Raw genomic sequence first — 23591 nt, forward strand, 5'->3', positions numbered from 1 at the left:
TCTATCTTGACCGGTCGGGGGTGACCCAGGCCTTCCGGGTCGACACCGGACCGACCCCGCGGGCCGACTCCGGCTGGCTGATCGAGGTCACCGGCACCCGCCGGTCGACGGTCGGCGAGGGCGCGGACGCCGGCCCGACCCCGAGCACCAGGACACCCATGAACGCGGCGCCCACGGCGCCGCCGCCGATCGCGGCGAGCCCGACACTGCGCCGCCGGTCCGCGGTGTCGGTGAGGTAGAGGTCGCCGGGCGCCATCGCCGCGGCCCCGATGAGCGTGCCCTTGAGGCCGACCGGCGTCGCCGGCGCGGCGACGTCGAACGACAGGCCGGTGAGCCGCGACTTGATCCAGCCCTCGCGCTCGACCAGGTCGCGGCAGGTGTGGCAGCCGTGCACGTGCTCCCAGGCCCGCTCGGTCTCCTCCGCGGACAGCTGCCCGTCGAGCAGGGCGCTGGTGCGGGAACCCAGGTGACCCATCACGAGGTGGCCCCCCGCGGCGACAGCAGCGGGCCGGCGTACCGCGCGCGCCCCGCGCCGGGAGCGCGGTGGGCCAGGGCGGAGCGCAGCATCGCGCGGCCGCGGTGGATGCGGGAGCGCACGGTGCCCAGCTTGGCCCCGAGGATCTCGGCGATCTCCTCGTAGGACAGGCCCTCGACGTCGCAGAGGACGACGGCGGCGCGGAAGTCCGGCGGCAGCGTGGCGAGGGCCCGCTCGATGTCGTCGTCGAAGGTCTGGTCGGTGTAGGCGACGTCGGGCGTCGGCGCGCTGCTGGTCAACCGGTCCGCGCGCTCGTCGGAGAGCGCGTCGAAGCGGATCCGCTGCTTGCGACGGGCCTGGTCGAGGAAGAGGTTGGTGGTGATGCGGTGCAGCCAGCCCTCGAAGGTGCCCGGCGTGTAGGTCGACAGCGACCGGAAGACGCGGACGAACACCTCCTGGGTGAGGTCCTCGGCGTCGTGGCGGTTGCCCGTCAGCCGGTAGGCGAGCCGGTAGACCCGGTCGGAGTGCCGCTCGACGATCTCCTCCCACGTCGGCACGTGCTGGTCCGGCGCCGTGTCCTCCCGCGTGGTGTCCACCGGGGCCTCCTTGTCGCGCCGTGGCGCGGATCCGCCGAACAGGGTCTCGTCCTCTCCTGAACCGTAGGGACGTCTGCTGAAAGGAGCCTGTGAGTCCGGTGTCCCTCTCCTGAGCCGTGCCGGCCCGACCGTCTCGTGGGGAGAACGAGCGGGCGTGCGGCGGTGTTCCCGGGCCGGGCGGTCGGCTCGGGATAGGTTGAGCACCGTGAAGCCCGCGAGCTGGACCTACGCCGAGGAGTACGTCGTCGAGGACGAGCCGCTCGCCGCGGCCCGCTCCCGGGCCGCCGAGGTCGGCGTCGTGCCGATCGGCGCCGGCGGCGGGGCCGCCCTCCGCTTCCTCGCCTCGGTCCTCGACGCCCGCGCGGTGGTCGAGATCGGCACCGGCACCGGCGTCTCGGGTCTCTGGCTGCTGCGCGGCATGCGCGCCGACGGCGTGCTGACCAGCGTCGACATCGAGGCCGAGCACCAGCGCCTGGCGCGGCAGACGTTCTCCGAGGCGGGGTTGCCCAACCAGCGGGTCCGCACGATCGCCGGCGCCGCCCTCGACGTGCTCCCGCGGCTCACCGACGGGCACTACGACCTGGTGTTCTGCGACGGCGACAAGGCCGAGTACTCCGCCTACCTCGCCGAGGCGCTGCGGCTGCTGCGCCCCGGTGGCGTGGTCGCCTTCGACAACGCCCTGTGGCACGACCGGGTCGCCGATCCGGCCCAGCGCGACGAGGAGACGGTCGCCATCCGCGACCTGGTGCGGGAGGTGGCCGACCGGGAGGACCTGGTGCCGGTGCTCCTGCCCGTCGGCGACGGCCTGCTCGTGGCGAAGAAGGAGTGGGCGCCCGGGTCGGACTGACCCCTGGGAGCGGCGGTTTCCGCGCAATTGCTGGCAGATGTACCGCCATGCGACCGCGCCGGCGTACATCTCCCAGCAATTGCTGGGACCAGCGCCCCGCGGAGGCCTGGGCCCCGGACGCGCCGTCAGTAGCGTGGGGCGGCGAGGAAGCCCGCAGCCCCCTCGGCGACGGCGACGACCTGGCACTCCTCGATCAGCACCGGCCCCGCACCCACCAGCTGCGAGCCCGGTGACTCGTCCGCGGTCTGGGTGAATGCCTCCTGGAAGCGCGCCCGCGCGTCCGCGGACTCGAAGACGTAGCAGCCCTCGAACCACTCGCCCGGACGCATCCGCCAGGTCTTGAACCGCAGCCCGTCGGCGTCCGAGAAGCGCTCGAACGAGGTGTCGGCGACGTACGACGCCAGCGCGTCCTCGACCCCGTCAGGGGCGTCGGCGAGCGACCAGCGGACGGTGAGACCGTGCATCACGCGATTCCTTCCAGGGGTGCCTCGGAGCCGAGCCACTCCAGCAGGAGCCGGGCACCGAAGCCGGTGGGGCCGGCGGTCCACTCGCCGCGGTCCTCCGGGGCGTCGCCGACCGAGGCGATGTCGAGGTGGGCCCACGGCGTGCCGGCCACGAAGTGCTGCAGGAACAGCGCCGCCGTGATGGCACCCGGCCCACCGGGTGCGTTGTCGGCGTCGGCGACCGACGAGGAGAGCTTCTGCTCGTAGGCCTCGGCGAGCGGGAACCGCCACAGCGGCTCACCGGCTGCCTCGCCGGCGGCGGAGAGGGCGTCCGCGAGGGCGTCGCGGTTGGCGAAGAGCCCGCCGACCTGCTGGCCGAGCGCGACCTTGACCGCGCCGGTGAGCGTCGCGACGTCGACGACCACGTCAGCACCGAGGTCGGCGACGGCGTACGCCAGGGCGTCGGCCAGCACGAGCCGGCCCTCGGCGTCGGTGTTGGTGACCTCGCTCGTCCGGCCGCCGTAGTGGCGCAGCACGTCGCCGGGGCGCAGCGCGTCGCTCCCGATCGCGTTCTCCGCGGCGGCCACCAGGCCGACCACGCGGACGGGGCAGCCGACGTCGCGCAGGGCGGCCATCGTCGCCATCACGACCGCGCCACCGGTCATGTCCCGCTTCATGTTGACCATCGCCTCGCCGGGCTTGATCGACAGCCCGCCGGTGTCGAAGGTGATGCCCTTGCCGACCAGCGCGACCGTCGGGGTGCGGCGACCGGCCCGGCGCGGCCGGTACTCCAGGCGGACCAGGCGGGGCGGGGTGGCCGAGGCCTGCCCGACCCCGACGATGCCGCCGAAGCCCTTCTCGGCGAGCCACGCCTCGTCGTGGACGGTCACGCCGAGCCCGGCCTCGGCGGCCAGCCGCTCCGCCTGGTCGGCGAGCCACGGCGGGTTCTTCAGGTTCGAGGGCACCGTCGCCAGCTGCCGGCTGCGCCAGCCGGCGCCACCCAGGGCCACCGCGCGGGACAGCACCGGCGACAGCGAGCCGGGCAGGTCGGCGAGGACGACCTGGCGCACCGGCGGGTCGTCGACCGGCGTGGAGCGCCACAGGAAGCGGAAGGAGCCGAGCATGGTGCCCACCACGAACGCCGTCAGCCCGGCGTCGTCGCTCACCGACCCCAGGGTCGTGGCGACCGACGACCGGCCGCGGACGGCGCGGGCGAGCTCCGCTCCGGCCCGGCGCAGGTCAGCGGGCCGCTGGTCGCCCACGCCCACCAGCAGGACGCAGCGCAGGTCCGCGTTCGCGGGCCCGCCGAGCGGGACCGGGATCGGGACGACCTCACCGGCCCGGCCGGTGGCCCGGGACGACTCCAGCAGGCCCAGGAGGTCGAGCCCGAGCTCGTCCCCGAGCTCGGCCGACCCGGGGCCGAGGGCCAGCGACGCGTCGCCGTCGTCACCGGGGAGGACGGGCAGGGCCACCACCTCGACGCCGCGGACGGCGTGCGGCAGGGCCTGGCTCAGCGCGAACTCGGGCGGTGAGACCTGAGGCGGGAGCGACGGTGGTCGGTGGGGCTGGTCCGAGGGCACGTCAGCCGACGACGTCCTTGAGGGCATCCCCGAGAGCGCCGGCCTCCTCGGCGTTGAGCTCGACAACCAGGCGGCCACCGCCTTCGAGCGGCACGCGCATGACGATGCCGCGCCCTTCCTTGGTGACCTCCAGCGGACCGTCGCCCGTCCGCGGCTTCATCGCCGCCATCCGCGCACCTTCCTTCGTTCTGTCGAGTGCTACGGGGACACCCAGCGGCCCCGCCTGCGCTGTACGCGCGGACCATTATCCCCCATCGCCTGGTGACGCGGAGCACAGGGAGGAAAGGACGAGGACGAACCCGCGTCGGCGCCGGCTGGCAGACTCGCCCCCATGCAGGCCCGCTCCGCGCTGTTCGACCTGTACGGCGACCACCTGCGCTCGCGCGGCAGCCAGGCGCCGGTCGCGGCGGTGGTGCGCCTGCTCGACACCGTCGGCATCGCGGCCCCGGCCGTCCGCACGGCGATCTCCCGGATGGTGATGCAGGGCTGGCTGGAGCCGGTGCACCTCGACGCCGGTCGCGGCTACCGCACGACCGAGCGCGCCAACCGACGCCTGGACGAGACCGCCAACCGGGTCTACCGGCGGTCCGCGCCGGCCTGGGACGGCCGCTGGCACCTGGTCCTCGTCGACCCGCCGTCCTCCCGGGCCGCGCGCAGCCGGCCGCGCGCCGACCTCGTGTTCCTCGGGTACGCCGAGCTGCTGGCCGACGTGTGGATCAGCCCCTTCCCGCGCACGGCGGTCCACGAGATCCTCGAGCGGGCCGGGGCGTCGGCGCGCACGGCCCGCGCCGACGGGTTCGACCCCGAGCCCACCAGCGCCTGGGACCTCGACCGGCTGCGCGCGTCGTACGACGAGTGGCTGGCGTCCGCGCGCCAGCTGGTCCGCCAGCACCTGGCCGGGCACGCCGACGAGGACGAGGCGGCGTTCGCCGCGCGCTTCCACCTCGTGCACGAGTGGCGCAAGTTCCTCTTCGCCGACCCCGGGCTGCCCGAGGAGATGCTGCCGGACGACTGGCCGGGGCGCGACGCCGCGGACCTGTTCACCGCCGAGGCCGCCAAGCTCAAGCCGGGCAGCGACCGCTACCTCGCGCGCTGCCTGGGAGCGTGATCGCCGCCACCTGAGCGACGGCGCGGGGGTCTGCCAGACTGCGGGCATGACCGACTCCCCCGTCCTGCTCGACGTCGCTGAGGGCGTCGGCACCATCACGCTCAACCGCCCCGAGGCCTACAACAGCCTCGACGTCGCGACCAAGGAGCTGCTGCTGCAGACCGTGCAGCAGGTCGCCGAGGACCCGGCGGTGCGGTGCGTCGTGCTGACCGGGACCGGCAAGGCGTTCTGCACCGGCCAGGACCTCAAGGAGCACATCCACCTGCTCCACAACGGCGGGAGCGACATCCTCTTCACGACCGTCGACAAGCACTACAACCCGACCGTGCTCGCGCTCGCGAACATGCCGAAGCCGGTGATCGCCGCGGTGAACGGCGTCGCCGCCGGTGCGGGCGCGAGCCTGGCGTTCGCGTGCGACCTGCGGGTCGTCGCCGACACCGCCGGCTTCAACCTCGCCTTCGCCAACGTCGCGCTGTCCTGCGACACCGGCGCGAGCTACACCCTCCAGCGACTCGTCGGCCGCGCCAAGGCGATCGAGCTGCTGTACTTCCCGCGCACCGTCCTCGCCGCCGAGGCCCTCGAGCTGGGCCTCGCGACCTCGGTGGTGCCCGAGGACCAGCTATCCGCCGAGGTCGGCGCCCTGGCCGCCCGGCTGGCCGCCGGGCCGACCATCGCGCTCGGCGCGATCCGCCAGTCCGTGGCGTACGCCGCCGGTCACTCCTTCGAGGAGGCCGTCGAGCTCGAGAGCGCGATGATGACCAAGACCGGCGCCACCGCGGACCACCAGGCCGCCGTCGCCGCGTTCGTGGCCAAGGAGAAGCCGGTCTTCGAGGGCCGCTGATCCGCGGCCGGCCGCCGGACCGGCGGTGAGCAGGCCACCGATCCCGCCCACCAGACGGTGGCTCACCCACCGCCCGCACGCCAGAGCCGACGGCTGGTCACCAGGGCCCGACGGCGACCCCGCCCCACTCCTGCGGATCGACGTCGCGCTCGGTCTGGGTCAGCTCCCAGCGGTGGCCGGCGGGGTCGGCGACGACGCACGAGCGCTCGCCGTACTCGTAGCTGGTCGGCTCGCTCAGGACCGTGGCGCCGGCGTCGCGAGCGCGGGTGAACGCGGCGTCGACGTCGGCGACCCGGACCTTCAGCTCGTGGGACCACGTCCCGCCCGGAGGCACGGCCCGGCCGCCCCCGTCGGCCGCGGCCACCACGACGGCGCCGTCCGCGCCGACGCGCAGCTGCGCCCGGTGGCCGTCGCCGATGCGGACCCGCTCCTCGAAGCCGAACGCGTCACGCAGGAACGCGACGGCGGCGGGCACGTCGGGATAGACCAGGACCGGGGTCACGGTCGCCGGGGGCGCCGAGCGGTTGGTCCGCATCTCGGCGCTCACGGCTGGCCCCGTCGGGCGCCCCACAGGGAGAGGATCTGGCGGGGGGCGTCGACGGTCATCCGGTGCCGGCCGGGGCGGGCGCCGTACTCGACCGTGACGGCCGCGCCGCGCGAGCGACTGTTGAACCAGCCGGTCATCGTGCCGTGGCAGACGCCGCCGCACGTGAACGACTTGCGCGGCAGCCGCAGGGCCCGGGCGAGCCGCCGGGAGAACCGCCTGTCCTTGGTGTCGGTGTCGACGCCGTCCAGCGGCTGGTGGAAGCTCACGATCCAGCGCGGGTGGATGTCGCGCAGGAACCGCATCATCGCCCGCGTCTCGGGCTCCGACCCGGCCCGGGGGCCCGACTCGTAGGACCCGTCGAGGTCGGCCCAGTGGTAGGGGAAGTTGCGGTTGAGGTCGACGCCGTGGGCGTTCTTGCGGGTGTGCGCCGCCAGCCCGTCGGGGTTGTAGACCGGCAGCACCCACAGGTCCAGGCCCCGCACCGGACGACCGTCGCGCAGAGTGGTGAGGATCTGCCGGGGCGCGCCCTCGTCGCCATGCATGGTGGCCACCAGCAGGACCCGCGGCTTGCCGGGCTCGCCGAGGCGCCAGGCCCGGATCGGGCGCCCGCGCACCGAGTGGCCGATCACCCGCGCCTCGAGGACAGCGGGCCGGTCGGGCTGGGCGGTCGTCGCCCGGGCGGGTCCGGCCGCGGGTACGGCGGCGAGCCCGCCGAGGGCGAGGGCGGCGGTCGTGAGCAGGGTCCCGAGGCGCATCGGGCCAGTCTGCCCGCTCAGACCGCTGCAGTCAGGTAGGCCCAGCTGAAGACCACGACGCCGACGAGCATGCCGACGTGGGCGAGGATCGAGAGCGCCGGACCCTCCGACCAGCTGTCCCGCTTGCCCTCGGAGGCGTGCTTGCCGCGCGTCGGCAGCCAGCGCACCAGGATCAGCAGCCCCGCCACGACGACGACCCACCAGCAGGCCAGGGCGATGATGCCGACGGTGTCGTTGCCGCCGACCAGGAACACCACCCACAGCACGAGCGCGAGCACCCCCGCCACCGTGTGCACGTCGACCAGGCGCCGCCCGGTCTGGAGCCGGCCGGCACCACCCTCACCGCGGCCCAGCCGCAGCCGGGTCAGGACGACCACGACGGCCGCGAGGCCCGTCAGGACGTAGACGGCGACCTCGGTGACGACCTCACGCGACATGGAGCGGAGTGTGCCCTACCCGGCGGCGTCCTCGCCACGCTGCGACCGCTCGCGCTCCTCCATCTCGCCGGCCAGCCGGTCCAGGAGCGCGTCGACCTCCGACATCCGGTAGCCCCGCAGCCCGAGGGAGAACCGCACCCCTCGCAGGTCCTCGGGCCGCAGCGGACCCGCCGCCGGCGCGGTGGCGTCCGGGCGGTCGTCGTACACCTCCGACAGCGGCGCTCCCCGCCCGGCGGCGACCACCGCGACCCCGCCGAGCGCCAGCACCACGAGGATCGCGAGGAACCACATCACGGCGCACCACCGTCCCGCGCCGCGACCATCCGGGCCACCGCGTCCTCGACGTCGTCGGTCAGCACCAGCCGGTCGAGGTCCTCCTCGCGGATGGTGCCGTGCGCGAGCGCCGTCTCGCGCAGCCACCCGAGCAGGCCGCTCCAGTAGGCGGTCCCGAGCAGGACGATCGGGAAGCTGGTGATCTTGCCGGTCTGGACGAGCGTGGCGGCCTCGAACATCTCGTCGAGCGTGCCGACGCCACCGGGGAGCACGACGAAGCCCTGGGAGTACTTCACGAACATCGTCTTGCGGGCGAAGAAGTAGCGGAAGTTGACCCCCACGTCGACCCACTCGTTGAGGTCCTGCTCGTAGGGCAGCTCGATGCCGAGGCCGACGCTCAGCCCGCCGGCCTCGCAGGCGCCCTTGTTGGCGGCCTCCATGGTGCCGGGCCCGCCGCCGGTGATGACGGCGAAGCCCGCCTCGACCAGGCGCCGCCCGACCTGCTCGGCCAGGGCGTACGTCGGGTCGTCGGCCTTGATCCGCGCGGACCCGAAGACGGAGATGGCCGGGCCGAGCTCGGCGAGCGCCCCGAAGCCCTCGACGAACTCGGCCTGCATGCGCAGCACCCGCCACGGGTCCTGGTGCACCCAGTCGGTCGGGCCGCGGGAGTCCAGCAGCCGCTGGTCGGTGGTCTCGCTGTCGACCTGGGACCGGCGCTGGATCACCGGCCCCTTGAACTTGGCCCTCATCCGCGCCCTCTCATGTGGTCAACCAGCGGCGCAGCGTCTGCTCGCAGCGCTCGATCTGCTCCATCGCGACGTGCTCCTCCTGCTTGTGGGCGAGCATCGGGTCACCCGGACCGAAGTTGACCGCCGGCACGCCGAGGGCACTGAACCGGGCGACGTCGGTCCACCCGAACTTGGGCTTCACGGGGCCACCGACCGCCTCGGCGAAGGCGCGCGCGGCCGGCCGGTCCAGGCCGGGCAGGGCGCCTGGTGCGGAGTCGGTGAGCGCGACGTCGAAGCCGTCGAAGAACTCGCGCACGAACGCCTCGGCCTCCGCCTCGGAGCGGTCGGGGGCGAACCGGAAGTTGACCTCCACGACGCACTCGTCGGGCACCACGTTGCCGGCCACGCCCCCGCGGACGGCCACCGCGTTGAGCCCCTCGTGGTACTCCAGCCCGTCGATCACGGGCCGGCGGGCGTCGTACCCCTCGAGGCGGCGCAGCACCTCGCCGGCCCGGTGGATCGCGTTGACGCCGCGCCAGCTGCGGGCGGAGTGGGCGCGCTCGCCCGTCGTGCGGACGTCGACGCGCAGCGTGCCCTGGCAGCCGGCCTCGACGAGGGCGTCGGAGGGCTCCATGAGGATCGCGAAGTCGGCGGCCATCAGGTCGGGGTCGGACTCGGCGAGCAGGCGCAGCCCGTTGTGCACCGCCTCGATCTCCTCCGCCTCGTAGAGGATGAACGTGACGTCGCGGTTGGGCTCCGGGACGGTCGCGGCGAGGCGCAGGATGACCGCGTCGCCGCCCTTCATGTCGCAGGTGCCGAGCCCGTGGAGGACGCCTCCCTCGCGGCGCGCGGGCAGGTTGTCGTTGACCGGCACCGTGTCCAGGTGTCCGGCGATGACCACCCGCTCGTCGCGGCCGAGGTCGGTGCGGGCGACGATCGTGTGGCCGCGCCGGGTCAGGGTGAGGTGAGGGTACGCCGCCAGCGCCGCCTCGACCGCGTCGGCGATCTCCTGCTCGTCGCGGCTGACGGACTCGATGTTCACCAGCTGCTCGGTGAGGGTGACCACGTCGGTCGTGAGGTCGAGCCGAACGGGTGCCTGCACGGGGTCCACGCGCCTATCCAACCAGCCGGGCCAGCTTGTCCAGCGCCATCCTGGTCCCGGTCTCGTTCTGGTCGGCCGGGACCGCGTCGGGCATCCCGTCCAGGCGGATCGTCACCTCGGTGCCGCCGTCGACGGGTCGCAGCGTCGTCGTCATCGTGATGACGCCGGCCAGGTCCGGGTCGTCGGCCTCGAACCCGACGAGCTCCACGACCCGCTGGTCCTCGACCAGCTCGAGGAAGCGCCCGGCGTAGGTGTCGGTGGCACCGTCGCTCTTGCCCGCCCGCGCCGGGTCGTCGTAGGTCAGCGAGATGCGGATCCGGCCGCCCACCCGGGCGTCGAGCTCGTGGACCACGCCGCTCATCCCGTCCGGCACGCGCCACGCCGCCACGGCGGCCCGGTCGAGGAGCGCCCAGAAGACCACCGACGGCTCGGCCGGCACGACGGTGCTGACCTCGGTGCTGTACACGGGGCCGACCCTACGGCTTCCGCCCGAACTAGAACCTGTTCTACTGTGCTGCCCATGCGCAACGGGCTCGTCCTCTTCACCTCCGACCGCGGGATCACCCCTGCCGCCCTCGGCGCGGCCGCGGAGGAGCGTGGCTTCGACACCTTCTACGTGCCCGAGCACACGCACATCCCGGTCCGGCGGACCGCGGCGCACCCCGGCACCGGGGACGAGACCCTCCCCGACGACCGCTACCTGCGCACGCTGGACCCGTGGGTCTCGCTCGCCACGGTGGCCGCGGTGACGTCGCGCATCCGGCTGTCGACCGCGGTCGCGCTGCCGGTCGAGTCCGACCCGATCACCCTGGCCAAGCAGGTCGCGACCCTCGACCACCTCTCCGGCGGCCGGGTGGAGATCGGCGCCGGCTTCGGCTGGAACACCGACGAGCTCGCCGACCACCACGTCCCGGCCGGCAGGCGGCGCACCGTGCTGCGTGAGTACGTCGAGGCGATGCGGGCGCTGTGGACGCAGGAGGAGGCGTCGTACGACGGGGAGTTCGTGTCGTTCGGGCCGTCCTGGGCCTACCCCAAGCCCGCGGGACAGATCCCGCTGATCATCGGCGCCGGCGGCGGCCCCAAGACGTTCGCCTGGATCGCCGCCCACGCCGACGGCTGGATGACCACGCCGACCCAGCAGGACATCTCCGGCCACATCGAGTCGCTGAAGCAGGCCTGGTCCGACGCCGGCCGCGACGGCTCCCCGGAGATCCGCATCCTCATCGCGTTCAAGCCCGACCCCGACGAGCTGATGGCCTGGGCCGCGGCGGGCGCCACGGAGCTCATCTGGGGCGTCCCGGACCGCTCGCCCGACGAGGTCCTCGCGTCCCTCGACCGCCTCGCCGGCCGCCTCGGGCTCGGCTAGGCGCGAGGGGCCTCAGGCCTTCGCGACCGTGACCGTGGGCTCGTCGCCGTCGGCCGCCACGACGTCGTACGACGTCGCCAGGGTCTCGCCGGTGATCAGGTCCCGGTGCGTGGTGGCCGCGGCCACCACGTCCGGCGAGCCGCCGATCGTCAGCGCGATGCGGTCGGAGACCTCGAGGCCGGCGTCGCGGCGGGCCTGCTGGACCGCGCGCACGAGGTCGCGCGCGAGACCCTCGGCGGCGAGCTCCGGCGTCACCTCGGTGTCGAGGACGACGAAGCCGCCGCTGCGCAGCACGCCGGTCGCGGTGCCCGCGTCGGCGGAGCCGGCCACCGTCTCGAGGGTGTACTCCCCCTCGACCAGCGCGAGCCCGCCGGCAGTGACGGTGCCGTCCTCGGCCACCGACCAGTCACCCGACTTCGACGCCTTGATGGCGGTCTGCACGTCGCGGCCCAGGCGGGGGCCGGCGGCGCGGGCGTTGACGGTCAGGCGCTGCTCGACGCCGTACGACGCGGCCTCGTCCGAGTCGACCGGCAGGAGCCGGACCGTCTTCACGTTGACCTCGTCGCGCACGATCGCCTCGAAGCCCGCGAGCGCGCCGGGGTCGGGTACGACGACCGTCAGGGTCGACAGCGGCAGCCGGTTGCGCAGGTTGCCGGCCTTGCGCAGCGCGGAGGTCGCCGAGCAGACCTCGCGGACCTTGTCCATGGCCGCGACCAGCGGCTCGTCTGCAGGGAGCTCCTCGACCAGGGGCCAGTCGGTCAGGTGCACCGAGCGGCCACCGGTCAGCCCGCGCCAGACCTCCTCGGTCGTCAGCGGCATCAGCGGCGCGGTCGCGCGGCAGACCACCTCGAGGACCGTGTAGAGGGTGTCGAACGCGTCGGCGTCGCCCTCCCAGAAGCGGTCGCGCGAGCGGCGGATGTACCAGTTCGTCAGCACGTCGAGGAACGACCGCGTGGCGTCGCACGCGTCCGCGACGGCGTACCCGTCCAGCGCCGTCGTCATCTCCTCGACGAAGTCGCGGCACTTGGCAAGCAGGTAGCGGTCGAGCGGGTCGGCGGAGTCCGTCCGCCGCGACGCGTCGTAGCCGGCGCCGCCCTCGTGGGCGTTGGCGTAGAGCTGGAAGAAGTACCAGCTGTTCCACAGCGGGATCATCACCTGCCGCACCGAGTCGCGGATGCCCTGCTCGGTGACCATCAGGTTGCCGCCGCGCAGGATGGGCGAGGACATGAGGAACCAGCGCATCGCGTCGGCGCCGTCACGGTCGAAGACCTCGCGCACGTCGGGGTAGTTGCGCAGCGACTTCGACATCTTGTTGCCGTCGGAGCCCAGCACGATGCCGTGGCTGATGCAGTTCTCGAACGCCGGCTTGTCGAAGATGCCGCTGGCCAGGATGTGCAGCGTGTAGAACCAGCCGCGGGTCTGGCCGATGTACTCGACGATGAAGTCGGCCGGGAAGTGGTGCGTGAACCAGTCCTCGTTCTCGAACGGCACGTGGACCTGGGCGAACGACATCGAGCCCGAGTCGAACCACACGTCGAGCACGTCGGGGACGCGCCGCATCATCGACCGGCCGGTCGGGTCGTCGGGGTTGGGGCGGACCAGGTCGTCGACGTACGGCCGGTGCAGGTCGGGCTCGCCGTCCTTGTTGCGCGGCAGGCTGCCGAAGTCGCGCTCGAGCTCCTCGAAGGAGCCGTAGACGTCCAGGCGCGGGTACGTCGGGTCGTCGCTCTTCCACACCGGCACCGGCGAGCCCCAGAAGCGGTTGCGGGTGATCGACCAGTCGCGCGCGTTCTCCAGCCACTTGCCGAACTGGCCGTCGCGGATGTGCTCGGGCACCCAGTTGATCTGCTGGTTGAGCTCCAGCATCCGCTGCTTGAACGCCGTGACCTCGACGAACCACGACGAGACGCCCTTGTAGATCAGGGGCTCGCGGCAGCGCCAGCAGTGCGGGTAGCTGTGGTCGTAGGTCTCGCGGCGCAGCAGCACGGTCCCGGGCGTGACCGAGCCGCCCGGCTCGCCGTTCGTCACCGCCTTGAGGTGGTCGATGACGTGCAGGTTGGCGTCGAAGACCTGCATGCCCTCGTAGTCGGTCACCGGGAAGGTGAACCGCCCGTCCTTGCCGACCGGCATCACCGCCTCGATGCCCTCGCGGTCGGTGACGACCTTGTCGTCCTCACCGAAGGCGCCGGCCGTGTGGACCAGGCCGGTGCCGTCGGTGGTCGTGACGAACTCGGCGGCGACGACGCGGAAGGCCCGGGGGTGGCCGACGTAGTAGGAGAACGGCGGGGTGTAGGTGAGCCCGACCAGCTCCGAGCCGGGGCCCCGCCAGGTGACCCGGAAGTCGGTGGTCGAGCCGGTCGAGACCCCGAGCTCGCGGGCGTACGCCGGCAGCCGCGCCTCGGCGAGCAGGTACCGCTCGGTGCGGCCGGTGATGTCGGACTCGACGACGACGTAGTCGATGTCCTCGCCGACCATGACGGCGAGGTTGCTGGGCAGGGTCCACGGCGTCGTCGTCCAGATAAGCAGCTTGACGCCCCGGAACGGACCCTCGGTCTCGACGTCGTAGCCGACCGTGACCGCGGGGTCCTGCCGGTTCTGGTAGACGTCGTCGTCCATCCGCAGCTCGTGGTTGGACAGCGGCGTCTCGTCGTTCCAGCAGTAGGGCAGCACCCGGAAGCCCTCGTAGACCAGGCCTTTGTCGTGGAGCTGCTTGAACGCCCAGATGACCGACTCCATGTAGTCGGGGTTCATCGTGCGGTAGTCGTTGTCGAAGTCGACCCAGCGGGCCTGGCGGGTGACGTACTCGCGCCACTCGCCGGTGTACTTCATCACCGACGCCCGGCAGGCCTCGTTGAACTTCTCGATGCCGAGCTCGAGGATCTCGTCGGTCGTCTTGATGCCGTTGAGCCGCATCGCCTCGAGCTCGGCCGGCAGGCCGTGGGTGTCCCAGCCGAAGCGGCGCTCGACGCGGCGGCCCCGCATCGTCTGGTAGCGCGGGATCAGGTCCTTGACGTAGCCGGTGAGCAGGTGACCGTAGTGCGGCAGGCCGTTGGCGAACGGCGGGCCGTCGTAGAAGACGAACTCGTTGTCGCCGTTCTCACCCGGATCACGCTGGTCGACGCTGGCCTGGAAGGTGCCGTCGGCCTCCCAGAACGCGAGGATCCGCTCCTCGATCTCCGGGAAGCGAGGGCTCGAGGGCACGCTGCCGGAGTCGTTCTTCGGGTAGGTCATCGTGGGCATCTCCTGCGGTGTCGGTCTGGTCACCACAGGGACGATGCTCTGCGCGAACACAGAGACCGCGGTACCACCCTGCTTGCTCCCCGGGTGCTGGGAGCCACTCGTTCACGGCTGTGACGGGCCTACCCGTCCGGTTCTACTGGGTCTCGGGTCCAGCTTGTCGAGACCGTTCTTCCGGAGGCTCGCCGCTGATGACGGCTCGGACGCCTGTGCCCGCAAGCGTACGGCGTGCCCGCGGCCGCCTGCCAATCGGATTGCCCGCTGTCGGCGGCCCGTGATCGGGTGGGGCCATGAGCGGAGTGTGGGAGCCCCAGGGCGAGGACCGACGTGACTACTCGCCGACGCGGGGGGAGCAGCAGACCGTGCTGGCCTACCTGCGCAACTACCGCGTGGTCCTGGAGATGAAGTGCGAGGGGCTCGACGCCGAGCAGATGGCGCGGCGGTCGGTCCCACCGTCGACGATGTCGCTGCTCGGCCTGGTGCGCCACCTCGCGAAGGTCGAGCACAGCTGGAACCGGCGCGTCCTGCAGGGGCAGGGTGACCTGCCGCTGCTCTACCGCACCGAGGAGGACCGCGACCTCGACTTCAACGGCGCCGTCGCCGACCCGGCCGTGGTCGCGGACGCCTGGGAGAGCTGGCGCCGCGAGGTCGCGGCCGCCGACGCCTGGATCGACCAGGACACCGACTGGGACCGGATGGTCGCGGTCCACGACGACGAGATCGAGGTGCGCGACGTGATGGTGCACCTGGTCGAGGAGTACGCCCGGCACGTGGGCCACGCCGACCTGCTGCGCGAGTGCATCGACGGCCGGACGGGCCAGTGAGCGAGCCGGCGCCCGCCGAGCTCGCGACGCTGCGGCGCTGGCTGGCGGACTTCCGGGCCTCGGTCGAGCGCAAGACCGCCGACCTCGGGCCCGAGCAGCTGGCCCGGCGCGCGATCCCGCCGAGCGCGCTCAGCCTGCTCGGCCTGGTGCGCCACCTCGCGCAGATGGAGCACCACTGGTTCCGCCGTGTCCTGCAGCGGCACCCGGAAGAGCCTCAGCTCTTCGTCGTCGACGGCGACTGGGAGTCCCAGTTCACCGGTGCCGTCGGAACACCGCAGGCGGTCGCCGAGGCGTTCGACGTGTGGCGCTCCACCGCGGCGCACGCCGACGCCTGGCTCGACCACCTGCCGGACGAGGCGCTCGACGTCGTGATCGACCCTGGCGACCGGATCGCCACCATCCGCGACGTGCTCCAGCAGGTGCTCAAGGAGTACGCCCGCCACCTCGGCCATGCCGACCTGCTGCGGGAGGCGGTGGACGGGCGCACCGGGGAGTAGCCGATCGGGGAGTGCGGCACCGACCCCCTGGGGCAGAGGAACCCTTGTCGAGTAGCCCGTTCGGACCATGGCGACCTGGGGTGGCCGCTGGCATCGTCGCGGGGGTCTCGGGGTCCCACACCCAACCCAGGAGGACATATGTCCAGACTCACCCGACTCAACCGTTCGATGTCACCGGCAGCGATGCTGGTCGCCATCCTCGCCATCGTGCTGGCCGCCGCGGGGGCGGGCTACGCCGGTGGCCAGATCGGCACCAGCGGCATCAAGAACGGCGCGATCACCAACCCGAAGCTCGCGACCAACGCGGTCACCAGCGCGAAGATCAAGAACGGTCAGGTGACCAACGCCGACCTGGTCAAGGAGAGGCGGACGGTCAAGATCTCGGCCGCGGGCGCGCCGAACTTCTCCAACGGCGGGCAGGGCGACTGCGCCTGGGTCTCCGGCGCCACCGAGGTGCCGGGTGTCGGTGCCCCCGCCTACCGGGTCGACCGCTCGGGGATCGTGCACCTCTCCGGGATCGGGATCAGCAAGGACGCAGCCGGTGGAGACGCGAACTGCGACTCCAGCGGTGAGACCGAGGACGGGATCATGACGATCCTGCCGCCGAGCCTGCGTCCGGCGCAGAACCAGTACCTCTTCACCGGCTCCTACATCCTGGTGATCGCCGGCCCGCACGGGTTCGCCGGCGAGCTGCCGCCTGGCGCGGTCTACGCCAGCGAAGGGGCCGCGATCCTCGACAACATCTCCTACGTCCCGTCGACCTCGCCGCTTCGGGCATCGTCGCGGTCCACCGCCACCAAGCACGTCGGGCCACTCGGTCGACAGCTCCTGCGCCAGGCGGGTCTCCGCTGACGGCCCCGTGACCGCGAGTCAGTACGCCGGCCGGGCCCGTCCGCCCGGCCGGCGTACTGTCCGAGCAGGCGTCTCGGGCCCACACCACACCCAGGAGGCCACGTGTCCGCACCCACCCGACTCACCCGCTCGATGTCCCCGGCGGCGATGGTCGTCGCGATCCTCGCCCTCGTGCTGGCCGCGGCCGGTGCCGGCTACGCCGGCGGCCGGATCGGCACCCAGGACCTCAGGAACGGCGCAGTCACCACCCCGAAGATCGGGAACGACGCCGTGACCGGCGCCAAGATCAGGAACGGCCAGGTCAGCAACGCCGACCTCGTCCGGGAGCACCGGTTCGTCGCGATCGGCTCGCCGGGCGGACCCGCCTTCTACAACGGTGGCGAGGGTGACTGCGTCTGGACCGGCCGCGCCGGGCTCTTCCCGGGCTCGGGACCGGCCAGCATCATGACCGACCGGTTCGGCGTCGTGCACCTGGCCGGAGCGGCCGAGTCCTCCGAGGGCTCCAGCGGTGACGGCCGGTGCGACTCCAGCGATCCGACCGAGCTCGAGGACGGGATCATGATGATCCTGCCGCCGTCGTTGCGGCCCGCCCACTCGCTGATCCTGCCCTCGGCGGTCTCCGCCGACGGTGCGGTCACCTACATCGCCGGAGTCCGACCCATCGTCTTCGGAGACTTCGTGCTGCCGGCGGGGGCCGTCTACAACGCCGACCTCGGGACCGTCCTGGATGGGATCTCGTACTACCCGGCGTCGTCCCACACCGCGGCCAGGGGCGGAGTCTCCACCGAGCCCGCACCGGGCGGGAAGGCCCTCCTCCGGCTCCTCGGCGGGTCCACCGGCCGGCGGCACTGAGCACGACCGGCGGTACTGGGCGCCGTCGGGCCCGCACCGGACCCGCGCCGGTCCGACGGCCGGGCCCACGTCCGCCGCTGGCCGACGGCTTTCGTAGAGTGGACGGTCGTGAGCACACCCACGACGGCCCCTGTGAACGCCTGGGGCTTCGGCCTCGCCACCCTCGACGCGGCGGGCGCCGTGCTCGACACCTGGTTCCCGGCGCCGGCCCTGGGTGAGAGGCCGGCCGACGCCGTCTGCCCCCCGGAGCTGAGCGCCCTGCAGGGCGCCGACAAGGACCGCGGCGTCACCCGTGAGGTGCTGCTGGTGGAGGTGGCCGACCTGCAGGCCGCGCCCGCCACCACCGAGGACGTGTGGCTGCGGCTGCACCTGCTCTCGAGCCGCCTGGTGCGCCCGCACGCGGTGAACCTGGACGGCGTCTTCGGCCTGCTCACCAACGTCGTGTGGACCAGCGCCGGGCCGTGCGCGGTCGAGGGCTTCGAGACGACCCGGGCCCGGCTGCGGGCCAACGGCCGGCACCTCACGGTCTTCGGCGTCGACAAGTTCCCCCGGATGGTCGACTACGTCCTCCCGACCGGCGTGCGGGTCGCAGACGCCGACCGGGTCCGCCTGGGCGCCCACCTCGCCCCGGGCACCACCGTCATGCACGAGGGCTTCGTCAACTACAACGCCGGCACGCTGGGCGCGTCGATGGTCGAGGGCCGCATCTCGGCCGGTGTGGTGGTCGGTGACGGCTCGGACGTCGGCGGCGGCGCCTCGATCATGGGCACGCTGTCCGGTGGCGGCAAGGAGGTCGTCTCCATCGGCGAGCGGTGCCTGCTCGGCGCCAACGCCGGCCTCGGGATCTCGCTGGGCGACGACTGCGTGGTGGAGGCCGGGTGCTACGTCACCGCCGGCACCAAGGTGACCGTCGCGGACCTGGACGGGAAGCCGCGGGTCGTCAAGGCTGCCGAGCTCTCCGGTGCGAGCAACGTGCTCTTCCGGCGCAACTCGGTCACCGGCGCCGTCGAGGCGGTGCCGTGGCGCAGCGACGGCGTGGCGCTGAACGCCGCCTTGCACGCCAACTGAACACTGGAGCCATGAGGTTCCGCACCGGTGTCGCCGTCGTCGCGCTCGCCGGCGTCGGGGTGGTGGCCGCCGGCGTGTGGGGGGTGTCGTCGCTGCTGGGCGGGGTCACACCGTTCTTCCAGCCCGACCAGTGCACCGCCGAGGTCAACGGTCACGAGGTGACGCTGTCGGTCGAGCAGGCGGAGAACGCCGCCCTCATCACCGCGGTCGCCGTCGGCCGCGGCCTGCCGGCCCACGCGGCGACGATCGCGCTGGCGACGGCGTTCCAGGAGTCCAAGCTCTACAACGTCGGCGCCGGCGACCGGGACTCCGCGGGCCTGTTCCAGCAGCGACCGTCGCAGGGCTGGGGCACCAAGGCCCAGGTGACGGACCCCTACTACGCCACGAACGCCTTCTACGACGCGCTGGTGAAGGTCGACGGCTACGAGACCATGCCGGTCACCGAGGCCGCCCAGGCCGTGCAGCGGTCGGGTTTCCCCGACGCGTACGCCGACCACGAGGCCGACGCACGGGTGCTCGCCTCGGCCCTCTCCGGCAACTCCCGGCACGCCTTCAGCTGCCGGCTGGGCGGCGCTCCCGACGCGGCCAGCACGCGGCTGACCTCGTCCGGGCTCACGCACCGCGCCGACGTCGTACGCCGGGAGGTGGACGAGGTGTTCGGCGACCCGCCGATGGGCGGCTTCGCGCCGGGCGGGGTCAGCACGGGACACATGTCCGGCTCGGCCCATTACGACGGGCGAGCCGTCGATGTCTTCGTGCGGCCGGTGAGCCCGGCCAACAAGGTCCGCGGCTGGGCGATCGCGCAGTACCTGGTCGCCATGGCGGACCGCCTCGACGTCCAGACGGTCATCTTCGACGACCGGATCTGGACCGCCGGCAGCCGGTCCGGGGACGGCTGGCGCGAGTACGACCCGCCCGAGAGCGCCGGCGACCGGGCGATCCTCGAGCACCGCGACCACGTGCACGTCGACGTCTACCCCTGATGCCGCACCGGAGGTTCGTCCGGAGCCCTGCCTAATCCGGGGGGTGTGTTCTGCGCAACACGCCGCGCCCTCCGCGGGCTCGGGGTGACACTGGCAGCAGGCGGACCCAGCCGCCCCGGCCACCTCCACCCCCGGTGGCCGGCCGCTCCACGGAGGACCACATGTGCACCCACACCCCGCGCTGTCCTGACCTCGACGCCGCCGACTGCTGCGGCGCCCGGGTGATCGCCGACCACCGGCACGACCAGGGCTGGTGCCGGTTGTGCAACGGCGTGATCCGGTTCGACGACGGGCACTACCTCACCCCCGACGGGCACGACCACCCGATCGTCCTGAGCGCCTGACGCCGACCCGTCCGGTCGGAGTGGGTCCTCCACACCCCGGACCAGACCAGGTTTTCCGACCCCGGCGGCGCGGAACCCTGCTGGGCGGGAGGTATGACGATGTGCGACCACACACCCGACTGTCCGGGGGCTGACACCAACGACTGCTGCACCGCGCACGTGGTGTCCGACCACCTGTCCGACCAGGGCTGGTGCCGCCTCTGCAACGGCATCGTGCTCTTCGACGACGGCCACTACCTGACCCCCGACGGGCACGACGCCGTCATCGCGCTGTCCGCCTGACGCTCAGCCCGCCAGCCGCTCGACCGCGGCGTCGACCCGCTCGTCGGTGGCGGTGAACGCGATCCGGACGTGGCGGGAGCCGGCGGCGCCGTAGAACGAGCCCGGGGCGACCAGGATGCCGCGGCCGGCGAACCAGGAGACGGTGTCCCAGCAGTCCTCGTCCCGCGTGCTCCACAGGTAGAGCGACGCCTCCGAGTGGTCGATGCGGAAGCCCGCTCGCTCCAGCGCCCCGCGCAGGGACCGGCGGCGCAGGGCGTAGCGCTCGTGCTGCTCGTCGGCGTGGGCGTCGTCCCCGAGGACCGCCTCCATGGCGACCTGCTGCGGGCCGGGCATCTGCAGGCCGAGGTTCTTGCGGACCGCCAGCAGCTCGGCCACCACCGCCGGGTCGCCCGCGACGAAGGCGCACCGGTAGCCCGCGAGGTTGGAGCGCTTCGACAGCGAGTGCACCGCGAGGATCCCCTCGTGCGACCCGCCCGAGACGTCGGGGTGGAGCACCGAGACCGGCTCGGCCTCCCACGCGCACTCGACGTAGCACTCGTCGGAGACCAGGAGCGTGCCGCGGTCGCGGCACCAGTCCACGACCTTGCGCAGGTGCTCCACCGGCAGCACCCGCCCGGTCGGGTTGGACGGCGAGTTCAGCCACAGCAGCGCCGGGACCTCGGGCCCGAACGACGTCAGCGAGTCGCGCGCGACCGGTGTCGCCCCCGCGAGCACCGCGCCCACCTCGTACGTCGGGTAGGCCAGCTCCGGGTAGGCCACCAGGTCACCCGGGCCGATGCCGAGGTGGCCGGGCAGCGAGGCGATCAGCTCCTTGGAGCCGATGACCGGCAGCACCGCGTCCAGGTCGAGCCCGGTCACCCCGTGGCGCCGCCCGAGCCAGTCGACGCACGCCTGCCGGGTCTCCGGACGGCCGACCGTCAGTGGGTACCCGGGCGAGTCCGCAGCCGCGCGCAGCGCGTCCTGCGCGACCGCGGGCGTCGGGTCCACCGGCGTGCCGACCGACAGGTCGACGATGCCGTCGGGGTGGGCACGAGCCCGCGCGGCGTGCTCGAGGAGGTGGTCCCAGGGGAAGTCGGGAAGCCGCCCGGAGACCGGCTCGCGCCGGCGGATCAGTGGTCCTGGTTCTGCGGCGGCAGCTCGGCGATCATCGGGTGGTCGTGGTCGATCTCACCCATCTTCGCCGCGCCACCGGGCGAGCCGAGGTCGTCGAAGAAGTGGACGTTGGCGTCGTAGTAGCCCTTCCACTGCTCCGGCGTGTCGTCCTCGTAGAAGATCGCCTCGACCGGGCAGACCGGCTCGCAGGCACCGCAGTCGACGCACTCGTCGGGGTGGATGTAGAGCATCCGCTTGCCCTCGTAGATGCAGTCGACGGGGCACTCGTCGACACACGCCCGGTCCTTCACGTCGACGCACGGCTGGGAGATGACGTAGGTCACCGAATCCTCCTGAGACTGGCGGGAGCAGGTGCTCGCGCACAGCCTAGTATCCGAAAGTGCCCGATGGTCATGCCCCCCACGATGTGGCCAAGCACCTGCTTGGTCCGCACGTCGTCGGGCAGCGCGTGGTCGTGCGCCGCCTGGTGCCCGGGGAGACCGGCCCCAGCGGCGGCCCGGCGTTCACCGACCTGCTGGGCACCTGCCTGCGCTGGGACGCCGACACCTGCGTGGTCCAGCCCGCCGATGGGCCCCCGGTGGTGATCCCGCTCGGGGACGTCGTCTCCGGCAAGCCGGTCCCACCGCGACCGTCGGCCCGGCACCGGGTCGACCCGCAGGAGGCCCAGCGCCGCGCCCTGGCCCTGTGGCCGGACCTGCGGACCGAGCCGCTGGGTGACTGGCTGCTGCGCCACTCCCCGACCTCGACCGCGCGGCGCGCCAACTCGGTGCTCGCGATCGGCCCGTCGGGCTCGGACGACCCCGAGGCGGACTACGAGCAGGTCGTCGGGTTCTACCGGCCCCGCACCGGGCGCCCGATCGCGGCGGTGCTGCCGGGCTCCGCCGAGGACGAGCTGTTCCGCGGACACGGCTGGGGGCCGGAGAGCGGCGACGCCGACACGCTGTTCCAGATCGGGTCGGTGGCGCTGGCGCGACGTCGGCTGCGGGGGTCTCGACAAGCTCGACCACCGGTGGACGTGTCCTACGACGAGGCCGGCGACCTGGTCACGGTGCGGGTCGGCGACCGGGCGAGCGGCGTGGCGGCGTACGCCGACGACTGGGTCGGCTTCCGCACGATCCAGGTCGAGCCGGCCCACCGGCGGCAGGGCCTGGCGCTGGTGGTCATGGACGCACTCCTGGAGTGGGGCGCCGAGCGCGGCGCCACCACCGCGTACCTCCAGGTCCTCGGGGACAACACCGCGGCGATCGCGCTCTACGAGCAGCTGGGGTTCACCACCCACCACGCCTACCGCTACCTGGCGCCCGCCCCCGGGTGACCGCTCAGGTCGGACTGGCGGCCGAAGAAGCGCTCGGACCACGTCGTCAGCCGCACCCAGCCGACCCGCATCAAGACGAGCACCACGGCGCCGGCGACCACCATGCAGCCGATGTTGAGACCGAGCTGCCCCAACGACCCCCAGATCTCGCTGCGCTGCCACAGCGCGATGCCCAGGGCGAGGTTCCCGGCGGCCGGAACCGTCGTGACGCTGATGAAGACACCCACCATGGTCGCCGTCTTGGACAGCGCGAGCGCGAGGGCGCCGGCCGCGCCGGCGAGGAGGGCGACGACGACCGACCAGACGTCGGGGTGCCAGATGAAGCCGGTGTTGGGCCGGGCGCGGACCACGTCGTCCGGCTCGATGAAGCCGAGGGCGTACGCGCCGAGGGCGGCGACGGCGACCACGGCGATCGCGAACGCGAAGGAGAAGACCAGCAGCCGCATGCCCCGGGCGAAGAGGTCCATCCGCCACAGCGCCACCCCGGCGCTCGCGGCCGCCACCGCGCTGAACTCCGGCCCGACCACCATCGCGCCCACGACGAGCACGGCGGAGTCGGTGATCACCGCGATCGAGGCGAGGGCGACCGCGATCACCATGAACACGACGTAGGACACCGTCGGCACCGCACCGGCCTCCGCCTGCGCCTCGACGGCGTCCCAGATCACCGCGTCGTCGGGATGCCCCGGCGCGGCCGCCTCGATCCGGTCGGCGGCCTCGAACGGGGTCCCGGTCGGCGTCATCAAGACGATGCCGCCCTCGCGGTGGAGTCCGAGCTCACGCAGGTCGTCGATCACCGAGCCGACCTTCTCCCGGGCCACGTCGCAGCCGACCAGGTCACCCTCGGGGCGCAGGCTCGCGCCACGCTCGAGGGTCAGGTTGGTGGCCCACTCGCAGCCGAGCAGCAGCTCGACCACCTCGTCGGTCAGCTCGGCGGGCGTCGTCAGTCGGAAGTGCACCAGCACGACGCGCACCGTACTCTGGACCCGACGCCCGCGAGGCCTGACGAACCTCCCACACGCCGGTGGAGCAGCGAGTGTCCGCGCGTCCGGCGGACCGACGAGAGGCCGAAGCCCGAGCAATCGGTTGAGCACTCGGCGAAGGTGTGGTGGCACCGCGATCTGGC

The 23591-nt window shown here is 73.0% G+C and carries 29 protein-coding genes; 13 read left to right on the forward strand and 16 right to left on the reverse strand.

Annotated features, from left to right (window positions below; genetic code table 11):
- Position 1: 1 nt before the first annotated feature.
- Together ACILRH_RS10395 and sigE are read right to left on the reverse strand one after the other, a co-directional pair.
- Positions 2-478: a zf-HC2 domain-containing protein gene (locus ACILRH_RS10395; protein ID WP_395693021.1), complete on the reverse strand. Its 477-nt coding sequence runs from the start codon at positions 476-478 to the stop codon at positions 2-4.
- The gene (sigE, locus tag ACILRH_RS10400) at positions 475-1071 is read right to left on the reverse strand and encodes an RNA polymerase sigma factor SigE (protein WP_395693023.1); all 597 of its coding nucleotides are present in this window, start codon (positions 1069-1071) and stop codon (positions 475-477) included. Before sigE ends, ACILRH_RS10395 begins: the two co-directional genes overlap by 4 nt.
- A 205-nt stretch (positions 1072-1276) precedes the next feature.
- On the opposite strand from sigE, the gene ACILRH_RS10405 reads away from it, so the two are divergent.
- A complete protein-coding gene (locus tag ACILRH_RS10405) occupies positions 1277-1918 on the forward strand; it encodes an O-methyltransferase (protein ID WP_395693025.1) in 642 nt (213 codons plus the stop codon).
- 125 nt (positions 1919-2043) lie between these two features.
- On the opposite strand, the gene ACILRH_RS10410 is transcribed toward ACILRH_RS10405, so the two are convergent.
- Genes ACILRH_RS10410 through ACILRH_RS10420 form a run of 3 tightly spaced genes read right to left on the reverse strand, consistent with a single transcriptional unit; the run spans position 2044 to position 4110 of the window.
- Positions 2044-2382: a hypothetical protein gene (locus ACILRH_RS10410; protein ID WP_395693027.1), complete on the reverse strand. Its 339-nt coding sequence runs from the start codon at positions 2380-2382 to the stop codon at positions 2044-2046.
- Complete coding sequence (locus ACILRH_RS10415; protein ID WP_395693029.1) at positions 2382-3941, reverse strand: leucyl aminopeptidase family protein; 1560 nt, start codon at positions 3939-3941, stop codon at positions 2382-2384. The genes ACILRH_RS10410 and ACILRH_RS10415 overlap by 1 nt, the downstream gene beginning before the upstream one ends.
- Position 3942: 1 nt before the next feature.
- Entirely contained in the window at positions 3943-4110 is a 168-nt protein-coding gene (locus tag ACILRH_RS10420) for a DUF3117 domain-containing protein (RefSeq protein ID WP_082574674.1), read from the reverse strand.
- A gap of 162 nt (positions 4111-4272) precedes the next feature.
- On the opposite strand from ACILRH_RS10420, the gene ACILRH_RS10425 reads away from it, so the two are divergent.
- Both ACILRH_RS10425 and ACILRH_RS10430 read left to right on the forward strand, forming a co-directional pair.
- The gene (locus ACILRH_RS10425) at positions 4273-5049 is read left to right on the forward strand and encodes a PaaX family transcriptional regulator C-terminal domain-containing protein (protein WP_395693031.1); all 777 of its coding nucleotides are present in this window, start codon (positions 4273-4275) and stop codon (positions 5047-5049) included.
- Between the two features lie 46 nt (positions 5050-5095).
- On the forward strand, positions 5096-5890 hold the full coding sequence (locus tag ACILRH_RS10430) for an enoyl-CoA hydratase/isomerase family protein (protein WP_395693032.1): 795 nt from the start codon (positions 5096-5098) through the stop codon (positions 5888-5890).
- A 97-nt stretch (positions 5891-5987) separates the two neighbouring features.
- On the opposite strand, the gene ACILRH_RS10435 is transcribed toward ACILRH_RS10430, so the two are convergent.
- From ACILRH_RS10435 to ACILRH_RS10465, 7 genes are read right to left on the reverse strand one after another with little or no spacing between them, the layout of a single operon-like run.
- Entirely contained in the window at positions 5988-6437 is a 450-nt protein-coding gene (locus ACILRH_RS10435) for a VOC family protein (protein ID WP_395693034.1), read from the reverse strand.
- A complete protein-coding gene (locus ACILRH_RS10440; protein WP_395693036.1) occupies positions 6434-7192 on the reverse strand; it encodes a M14 family zinc carboxypeptidase in 759 nt (252 codons plus the stop codon). The genes ACILRH_RS10435 and ACILRH_RS10440 overlap by 4 nt, the downstream gene beginning before the upstream one ends.
- Before the next feature lie 17 nt (positions 7193-7209).
- A complete protein-coding gene (locus ACILRH_RS10445) occupies positions 7210-7629 on the reverse strand; it encodes a hypothetical protein (RefSeq protein ID WP_395693038.1) in 420 nt (139 codons plus the stop codon).
- A gap of 15 nt (positions 7630-7644) precedes the next feature.
- Positions 7645-7920: a DivIVA domain-containing protein gene (locus tag ACILRH_RS10450; protein WP_395693575.1), complete on the reverse strand. Its 276-nt coding sequence runs from the start codon at positions 7918-7920 to the stop codon at positions 7645-7647.
- Complete coding sequence (locus ACILRH_RS10455; RefSeq protein ID WP_395693040.1) at positions 7920-8651, reverse strand: TIGR00730 family Rossman fold protein; 732 nt, start codon at positions 8649-8651, stop codon at positions 7920-7922. Before ACILRH_RS10455 ends, ACILRH_RS10450 begins: the two co-directional genes overlap by 1 nt.
- Positions 8652-8661: 10 nt before the next feature.
- Positions 8662-9741: a succinyl-diaminopimelate desuccinylase gene (gene dapE, locus ACILRH_RS10460; protein WP_395693042.1), complete on the reverse strand. Its 1080-nt coding sequence runs from the start codon at positions 9739-9741 to the stop codon at positions 8662-8664.
- 4 nt (positions 9742-9745) lie between these two features.
- Positions 9746-10198 carry an SRPBCC domain-containing protein gene (locus ACILRH_RS10465; RefSeq protein WP_395693045.1) on the reverse strand — a complete coding sequence of 151 codons (453 nt, stop codon included), beginning with the start codon at positions 10196-10198 and terminating at the stop codon, positions 9746-9748.
- 54 nt (positions 10199-10252) lie between these two features.
- On the opposite strand from ACILRH_RS10465, the gene ACILRH_RS10470 reads away from it, so the two are divergent.
- Positions 10253-11098: an LLM class F420-dependent oxidoreductase gene (locus ACILRH_RS10470; protein ID WP_395693047.1), complete on the forward strand. Its 846-nt coding sequence runs from the start codon at positions 10253-10255 to the stop codon at positions 11096-11098.
- 12 nt (positions 11099-11110) lie between these two features.
- Here ACILRH_RS10470 and ileS read toward each other — a convergent pair whose 3' ends face one another.
- Entirely contained in the window at positions 11111-14329 is a 3219-nt protein-coding gene (ileS, locus tag ACILRH_RS10475; RefSeq protein ID WP_395693577.1) for an isoleucine--tRNA ligase, read from the reverse strand.
- 296 nt (positions 14330-14625) lie between these two features.
- On the opposite strand from ileS, the gene ACILRH_RS10480 reads away from it, so the two are divergent.
- The 8 genes from ACILRH_RS10480 (at position 14626) to ACILRH_RS10515 (ending at position 20037) form a co-directional block, all read left to right on the forward strand.
- A complete protein-coding gene (locus ACILRH_RS10480) occupies positions 14626-15159 on the forward strand; it encodes a DinB family protein (RefSeq protein WP_395693048.1) in 534 nt (177 codons plus the stop codon).
- Positions 15156-15656 carry a DinB family protein gene (locus ACILRH_RS10485; protein WP_395693049.1) on the forward strand — a complete coding sequence of 167 codons (501 nt, stop codon included), beginning with the start codon at positions 15156-15158 and terminating at the stop codon, positions 15654-15656. Before ACILRH_RS10480 ends, ACILRH_RS10485 begins: the two co-directional genes overlap by 4 nt.
- Positions 15657-15794: 138 nt before the next feature.
- Positions 15795-16508, forward strand: a complete 714-nt coding sequence (locus tag ACILRH_RS10490) for a hypothetical protein (RefSeq protein WP_395693051.1) — start codon at positions 15795-15797, stop codon at positions 16506-16508.
- A gap of 102 nt (positions 16509-16610) precedes the next feature.
- Positions 16611-17360 (forward strand): hypothetical protein, encoded by a 750-nt coding sequence (locus ACILRH_RS10495; protein WP_395693052.1) that lies wholly within the window; start codon positions 16611-16613, stop codon positions 17358-17360.
- A gap of 108 nt (positions 17361-17468) precedes the next feature.
- A complete protein-coding gene (dapD, locus tag ACILRH_RS10500; RefSeq protein WP_395693053.1) occupies positions 17469-18428 on the forward strand; it encodes a 2,3,4,5-tetrahydropyridine-2,6-dicarboxylate N-succinyltransferase in 960 nt (319 codons plus the stop codon).
- Between the two features lie 11 nt (positions 18429-18439).
- Complete coding sequence (locus tag ACILRH_RS10505) at positions 18440-19411, forward strand: hypothetical protein (RefSeq protein WP_395693054.1); 972 nt, start codon at positions 18440-18442, stop codon at positions 19409-19411.
- Between the two features lie 161 nt (positions 19412-19572).
- Entirely contained in the window at positions 19573-19755 is a 183-nt protein-coding gene (locus ACILRH_RS10510) for a DUF5999 family protein (protein WP_395693055.1), read from the forward strand.
- 99 nt (positions 19756-19854) lie between these two features.
- Positions 19855-20037: a DUF5999 family protein gene (locus ACILRH_RS10515; protein ID WP_395693057.1), complete on the forward strand. Its 183-nt coding sequence runs from the start codon at positions 19855-19857 to the stop codon at positions 20035-20037.
- A 3-nt stretch (positions 20038-20040) separates the two neighbouring features.
- On the opposite strand, the gene dapC is transcribed toward ACILRH_RS10515, so the two are convergent.
- Together dapC and fdxA are read right to left on the reverse strand one after the other, a co-directional pair.
- Positions 20041-21147, reverse strand: coding sequence for a succinyldiaminopimelate transaminase (dapC, locus tag ACILRH_RS10520; protein WP_395693579.1), 1107 nt, complete (start codon positions 21145-21147; stop codon positions 20041-20043).
- Positions 21147-21473, reverse strand: a complete 327-nt coding sequence (gene fdxA / locus ACILRH_RS10525; RefSeq protein WP_296602013.1) for a ferredoxin — start codon at positions 21471-21473, stop codon at positions 21147-21149. The genes dapC and fdxA overlap by 1 nt, the downstream gene beginning before the upstream one ends.
- 56 nt (positions 21474-21529) lie before the next feature.
- Between fdxA and ACILRH_RS10530 the strand changes: the two genes are divergently transcribed.
- The gene (locus ACILRH_RS10530; RefSeq protein WP_395693060.1) at positions 21530-22465 is read left to right on the forward strand and encodes a GNAT family N-acetyltransferase; all 936 of its coding nucleotides are present in this window, start codon (positions 21530-21532) and stop codon (positions 22463-22465) included.
- On the opposite strand, the gene ACILRH_RS10535 is transcribed toward ACILRH_RS10530, so the two are convergent.
- A complete protein-coding gene (locus ACILRH_RS10535; RefSeq protein WP_395693062.1) occupies positions 22441-23430 on the reverse strand; it encodes a DUF389 domain-containing protein in 990 nt (329 codons plus the stop codon). The two genes, ACILRH_RS10530 and ACILRH_RS10535, sit on opposite strands and share 25 nt — an antisense overlap.
- Between the last annotated feature and the right edge of the window lie 161 nt (positions 23431-23591).

The organism is Nocardioides sp. (genome assembly GCF_044226765.1).
Classification (GTDB): Bacteria; Actinomycetota; Actinomycetes; order Propionibacteriales; family Nocardioidaceae; genus Nocardioides.

Bases quoted from the DNA above. Each gene is read 5' to 3' on its own strand.
- ACILRH_RS10445 (WP_395693038.1), bottom strand. From the start codon at position 7,629: ATGTCGCGTGAGGTCGTCACCGAGGTCGCCGTCTACGTCCTGACGGGC.
- ACILRH_RS10505 (WP_395693054.1), top strand. From the start codon at position 18,440: ATGAGGTTCCGCACCGGTGTCGCCGTCGTCGCGCTCGCCGGCGTCGGG.
- ACILRH_RS10470 (WP_395693047.1), top strand. From the start codon at position 10,253: ATGCGCAACGGGCTCGTCCTCTTCACCTCCGACCGCGGGATCACCCCT.
- ACILRH_RS10440 (WP_395693036.1), bottom strand. From the start codon at position 7,192: ATGCGCCTCGGGACCCTGCTCACGACCGCCGCCCTCGCCCTCGGCGGG.
- ACILRH_RS10490 (WP_395693051.1), top strand. From the start codon at position 15,795: ATGTCCAGACTCACCCGACTCAACCGTTCGATGTCACCGGCAGCGATG.
- ACILRH_RS10450 (WP_395693575.1), bottom strand. From the start codon at position 7,920: ATGTGGTTCCTCGCGATCCTCGTGGTGCTGGCGCTCGGCGGGGTCGCG.
- ACILRH_RS10510 (WP_395693055.1), top strand. From the start codon at position 19,573: ATGTGCACCCACACCCCGCGCTGTCCTGACCTCGACGCCGCCGACTGC.
- ACILRH_RS10425 (WP_395693031.1), top strand. From the start codon at position 4,273: ATGCAGGCCCGCTCCGCGCTGTTCGACCTGTACGGCGACCACCTGCGC.
- ACILRH_RS10515 (WP_395693057.1), top strand. From the start codon at position 19,855: ATGTGCGACCACACACCCGACTGTCCGGGGGCTGACACCAACGACTGC.
- ACILRH_RS10455 (WP_395693040.1), bottom strand. From the start codon at position 8,651: ATGAGGGCCAAGTTCAAGGGGCCGGTGATCCAGCGCCGGTCCCAGGTC.
- ACILRH_RS10410 (WP_395693027.1), bottom strand. From the start codon at position 2,382: ATGCACGGTCTCACCGTCCGCTGGTCGCTCGCCGACGCCCCTGACGGG.
- ACILRH_RS10420 (WP_082574674.1), bottom strand. From the start codon at position 4,110: ATGGCGGCGATGAAGCCGCGGACGGGCGACGGTCCGCTGGAGGTCACC.
- ileS (WP_395693577.1), bottom strand. From the start codon at position 14,329: ATGACCTACCCGAAGAACGACTCCGGCAGCGTGCCCTCGAGCCCTCGC.
- ACILRH_RS10480 (WP_395693048.1), top strand. From the start codon at position 14,626: ATGAGCGGAGTGTGGGAGCCCCAGGGCGAGGACCGACGTGACTACTCG.
- ACILRH_RS10430 (WP_395693032.1), top strand. From the start codon at position 5,096: ATGACCGACTCCCCCGTCCTGCTCGACGTCGCTGAGGGCGTCGGCACC.